A 5175-nucleotide genomic window follows, 5' to 3' on the forward strand; every position below is an offset into this window, starting at 1 on the left:
AGCCTTGGGCGCAGTTCCCCGGTTGCTACCGATAACGGTAACCGCGATTTATCACAATAATGCTTCACTTTATTTTATCTCTCATTAGCTTCTCCATGGTGTCGGCCGATCTCAAGACCTTCACTCCCGGCCCCTTGCAAGAAGCCTGCGGATGCTGAAGCCGACGCTCAACGGAAAAGCGTCGTCCGTAAATCGCCGCACGCCTGATTCCAGATTCCGTGTCCCGATTCCGGTCGAGTTCGAGACGGTCAGCATGAACTGGTGTCCGTAAGTCGAGCCGCCTATGCCTGCAACGAACGAGCCTGTTATCCGCTCCTCCGGTATCAGAGGCTGCCCGCCGAGGTAGGGGTAGAACTCACCCAGGAGCGCTATCTCCTCGAAGCGCCCGACGTTTTTTAAAAAAATCACCATGAGGCCTGCACCAACCCCCATCCGCCCTGCATCCACGTCGTACCCTGCTGTCAGAGAGGGTATCACGCGCTCCAACAAGGGACCCGAGGCAAGCGTTACATTAGGAAAGACGCTCCAACGCCTCAGCGTGTCCGGCTTGTACGTGAAACCCTCTACGCCCGCCCTTGCCTGAAGCCAGAGCTTAGGGAAGAAGCGCGAGCAGCTCAAATCGGCGTCGTACTCTGCATGGTATGAAGTCCGCGACAAGCCGAGCTCCAGTCCCGGCATTATCGTGTACTTAAGACCCAGAAGGGTGTTTGAGCCTATGTCCAGGCCGAAGAAGGTCTCGAGAGGGCTGTCAAGAACGCTCCCCATGAACCGGTGCTGGAAGTCGAACTCGAGTGCGCCAGGGTTCAATGCCGAGGGAAGTTTTACGTTTGTCATTCCGAGGGGGTAGGCGGAAAGCGCCAGCGGAAGTAGAATAAAAAAAGCTCCTAACCTTTTCATTACCTGCTCCTTTGATTTCGGTTAAAGCCCTAGCCATATTATGGGAATTTATTAAGGCTTGTCAAGGTCAATGTTGTAAGTTGTTTAATTCAGGTCGCTTGGTACGAAAAAGGGGAGTTGCATAAATTCCCCCCTCCCCCCTTAATAAGGGGGACTGTAGGGGGTGGCCCATTAATAAAGGAAGCTTAAGACCTTAATAATGGAGGCTATAAGGATAGGTCCATTAGCAAAAAAGGACGCAGGAGTTCTTGCCTCCCTTACTAAGGGAGGCGTAGTCGCTAGAGGCGCCATGCGAAGCCGGTGGGATTTAGGTAGAACCACATTTTTCTACCACCACTGAAGTGTGGTATAGCTAAACACGATCATCTTAATGTCTTTGTCGTTTTTGTACGATTCGATTAATTTGGGTGTCATTTTCCAGCTCAGGACATTTTTTCCCTTCTCATAAAGTGATAGTATTTTTTTCATACTCAAGATGAAGACCCATATTTTATTTTGAATCTCCAAATCCGCTACTAAGGCATAATAAGGAATACACCCAAAAGCCTTGCATGCCTTTTGTACTTTTTCGAATTCGTCATTATCAATATAAATTCCTTCAGTCTCAGTACCATGCTTACGTGTTCTGCTTTTTACAGAAATGCCCGCGAGTTCTTTTGTCTTTGGGTTTCTGGCGATAAGATCAATTCCTGTGTGGTCAACCCTGGCACATTCAAAGCCGTTTTTAGAGAGCCAATATAAAACGAGGTTTCTCCAAAATCTCCTGAAATTTTCTGGTGTCTGCTGCTTTTCATTCATCTTCTCCTTGTAGCGTCATATTAAATAAAAAGCCTACTTAGGGAGGAGGGGCTGTCAAGCGAGATCGACGAAAAACAATCAACGACACAAGCATAGACTTATCTGTTCGTGGGTAGGGGGGCGGGGGCTACTTTACTTCTACCAGCTTGTAAATTCGGCTGGACTGGACAACGTAGGTCGAGGGCGGTTTCTCACCCTCGGGTACAACACGCGTAGTTGCGATGTATATGGAGTCCTGCTGCTGGATGAGTAATCCCTCTTCAGGCGAAAACCACATGCTTCCCTTTACCTTGCCCTTATCCACGACCTTAAGACCCTTGCGCTCGTAAGGCACAACCGTCTCACCCTTGTAGTCGATTCGCAGACACATGTAGTCGCCCGCTTTCTCCCAAGCCTTGACCTCGAACTCGTTAGTCGTCGTGATAACGCGCTCCTCGAGCACGACCTTTGTTTCCTGAACCCACGTATCTCCGGGTCTTAATATTCTATCCGGGAATGTGGGCTGGGTCTCTTCGTAAAGCTTCTCTGTGCGCTCCCTTGTTACGGGTATCGCGCGCGGGGCAGTGCCCGTATCCCTAATCTCAAGCGAGTAAATCTTGCCGTTGGACGCCATGCTGTAGGTGACCACTGTTGGAGCAAAACCGGCGCCCTCGCGCATAAGCTTCGTGACTTCTTTAACATGGAACGATGAATCGGCATTCATCGACTCGACTGTCATCTCGGTAGTCAATACGTTTCCGAAGGGTCCTCCCCGTTCACCCATCTCCCAGCCTTCTATCTTCCACGTTCCCGTGACTTCGTTCTTGTAGACGTACGTCTTGCCCTGCTCAAGCTTCCATAAAAGCTTCACGGGTCTTCGTTCGCAAGCGGCAGCAGCAAGGACCAGAAAGACGAGTCCCGATACAAGCAACGCATCCGCAGGCGTTATCGACTTATGCGTATTCCTGCGGAAGCGGTTCATTTCAGTTTCCTCCTCCATTAATGTTCGCGTACGAGGCGCTGCGCGCGGAAGGTGTGGGGCTGCCGAGACTTAGAGAAACAAGCTCGGTTGAAAGCGCGGCTTCGGCATCGTCTGAGACCATTGCAGGAGGTTCGGCTGGCATTCCCTTGAAGTAAGACGCTTCGTGCAAAGCGAGCGCGGGCGCAATGGGTGTACGCAGGAAAATGAACGCCACTAATGCGGCTGCCGAGGCAAGACCTGCGCCTGCTCCGGCGAAGATCCATCTCCACCATACCTTTGGTTTTGCGGAGCGTCTTTCAATCAGCTTCGCCTGGACCCTTGCCCACATGAACTCCATGCTTTCGGGTTCCGAGCGCGGGACCAGCGCATTGCGCATTACCCTCGTTAGCCGGGTCTCTCTGGCTAACGCCTCGCGGCAAGTGGGGCAGGAGCGCAGATGGGTGCGGAGCAATTTGGTTTCCTCGTCGGTTGTCCGGCCAGCGAGATAGAAAGCAAAAAGACCCTCTGCATTGCTGCAGTTCAGGATATCGGTTTTAATTATCTCTTTCTTCCTTAAGACCTGAGCGCCGTGTTGGTCTCCAGTGCGCTTACTACTCTTCTTTGGCAAAACCTGCCTCCATATCGCGTAATCGTGGAGCTAGGAGTTCCTGAAGACGTTTGCGCGCGCGGTGGAGATGAGTTCGGACGGTTACTTCCTCGCAGTCGAGCACCCTCGCTATCTCTTCGTAGCTTAACTCATCCACGAAGGAGAGTACGGCAACCCTTTTCTGGCGTTCGGACAGCTGCGAGAGAGCCCAGTTTATCTGTTCCCTTAGCTCGGCGCGCCTTCGATGTTCGTCGGGCGTCCGGCCGTCTTCAAGGGAAATCGCCTCTTCATCGCCCATGTCCTCCAGGGAGATGGTTTTTCTCCTTTTCGCGCGGCGTAAACGGTCTATGGACTCGTTAGTTGCGCTTCGGGCAAGATACGTTTTTAAGGCATCCGCCTTCCGCATTCGCTCCACATTTTCAAAGAACCTTACGAAAACCTGCTGAACCACATCGTCGGCTTCAGAATGGTCGCCCAAAAAACCATAGGCAATAGAGTACAGCAAACGCTTGTAACGCTCAACAATCTCGCGGCTTGCGTCGTCTGAGCCGCGCCTTATATCAGCGACAAGTTCCGCATCTGAGCGTATTACGGGTTCAGAATGCTTCTTATTTCTAGACGAAGAGGCGTTATTATTCGTTGACGCAAAAAGGGCGTTTAAAAACTTTCTATCAAGGGGGTCCAAACGGATTTTTTTTAGCTCCGTCCCGCAAAGTCCGACATCCACAAAAATATTTTAGCTAGATATCCTTATAAGTCAACTGCTTGTTCGATTATCCGCGCCCGGTCTTTCAAAAATCCTCCTTTATTGACAATTTTTGATATTGGGCTATGCTTTTGCATCCAGCCCAGGAGGAACGATGATAAAGAAGATAAGTATGTTTTTTTTAGCGGGGACACTCGGTCTTGGTGCAAAGATATGGGTAAACGCGATACGAGACCCCGGCGCCGAGCTTGGGCAGGGCGACTGGACTACCGACAGTATGGGGATTAGCGATAGTGCACGAGTAAACGCGCACGATCCCGAGCGGTCATTTACAGGTAGTTATTCATTTCTTACGGATACTAAAACCTATTGCGGCGTGGTCGACGGAGGAGTAAGGGTTTGGTGCGGACAAAACTTATCAGTCCCCAAAGCCGTATCCGATATCGATAGCTGCATCTGGATGTACAATCTGGCGCATGGTCACGAAGATTCCATCGCAAACGCATATATTAGTTTTCACTCCACTTCTTTCAAGACGATTATCTGGGAAGTGGGTCATGTAGATAATTCATATCCTCCCGGCGAGACCGCTTATGTGATTGCCGTACCGTTTCCGAATATTGGCGAATGGAGCAGGGTAGAGAATATTCTAAGCCAGCGATGGACAGAACATGGTTGGTCCGGAGAAGACACTATATACAGAGTTCAGCTTAACTCAATCGGTCAGGCATTCGGGAACAGGTGGTACGGTCAGGAGGTTTCCTGGGACGATGTATTTCTTCGCAGTGTTGCATACTACGACTACGCGGCAAAAAGCATAGACTCCGACCCGCCTGACGCCGGCAAATACACTCCGAAGGTTACGTTCGCTAATGAAGGCATAAAGGATGACAAGCAGGGGTGGGTGTGTGCCGAGATACTCTATGGAATGCAAAGGGTGTACGCTGATTCCCAAAAGGTATCCATCCCCAAGGAATCATCCCTGCAGGTGACGTTTAAGGAGTGGAGCGTTCCAGACTCCGGGGTATACGTGGTAAGGGCTTATACCAGGCTCGAACCCGATGAGCTTGCAGAAGACGACGCACTCATTGAACCGCTTACCGGCATCGCGGAGCCATCCTCACCCGAAACTCCTGTAACACCGTTCTCCTTCGAGCTAGACCAGGCAATCATCCGTTTTGCCGTTCCATACTCCACCAATGTCAGCCTGAAGGTCTACGATATAAC

General features: G+C 50.9%; 6 protein-coding genes. 1 reads left to right on the forward strand and 5 read right to left on the reverse strand.

Annotated features, from left to right (window positions below; all coding sequences use genetic code 11):
- Nucleotides 1-120 precede the first annotated feature (120 nt).
- From GX441_02770 to GX441_02790, 5 genes are all read right to left on the reverse strand, one after another.
- Nucleotides 121-897 (reverse strand): hypothetical protein, encoded by a 777-nt coding sequence (locus GX441_02770; GenBank protein NLI97566.1) that lies wholly within the window; start codon nt 895-897, stop codon nt 121-123.
- Between the two features lie 327 nt (nt 898-1224).
- A complete protein-coding gene (locus tag GX441_02775) occupies nt 1225-1695 on the reverse strand; it encodes a hypothetical protein (protein ID NLI97567.1) in 471 nt (156 codons plus the stop codon).
- Nucleotides 1696-1822: 127 nt separating this feature from the next.
- A complete protein-coding gene (locus GX441_02780; GenBank protein NLI97568.1) occupies nt 1823-2656 on the reverse strand; it encodes a hypothetical protein in 834 nt (277 codons plus the stop codon).
- A gap of 1 nt (nt 2657) precedes the next feature.
- A complete protein-coding gene (locus tag GX441_02785) occupies nt 2658-3263 on the reverse strand; it encodes a zf-HC2 domain-containing protein (GenBank protein ID NLI97569.1) in 606 nt (201 codons plus the stop codon).
- On the reverse strand, nt 3247-3969 hold the full coding sequence (locus GX441_02790) for a sigma-70 family RNA polymerase sigma factor (GenBank protein NLI97570.1): 723 nt from the start codon (nt 3967-3969) through the stop codon (nt 3247-3249). The genes GX441_02785 and GX441_02790 overlap by 17 nt, the downstream gene beginning before the upstream one ends.
- 133 nt (nt 3970-4102) lie before the next feature.
- Between GX441_02790 and GX441_02795 the strand changes: the two genes are divergently transcribed.
- Nucleotides 4103-5175 (forward strand): hypothetical protein (locus GX441_02795; GenBank protein ID NLI97571.1); only part of this gene is annotated, 1073 nt, incomplete at its 3' end.

This window comes from bacterium, from assembly GCA_012517375.1.
Classification (GTDB): domain Bacteria; phylum Hydrothermota; class Tepidihabitantia; order B3-TA06; family B3-TA06; genus JAAYVC01.

Coding starts and splice junctions, on each gene's coding strand:
- GX441_02770 (NLI97566.1), bottom strand. CDS start 897: ATGAAAAGGTTAGGAGCTTTTTTTATTCTACTTCCGCTGGCGCTTTCC.
- GX441_02775 (NLI97567.1), bottom strand. CDS start 1,695: ATGAATGAAAAGCAGCAGACACCAGAAAATTTCAGGAGATTTTGGAGA.
- GX441_02780 (NLI97568.1), bottom strand. CDS start 2,656: ATGAACCGCTTCCGCAGGAATACGCATAAGTCGATAACGCCTGCGGAT.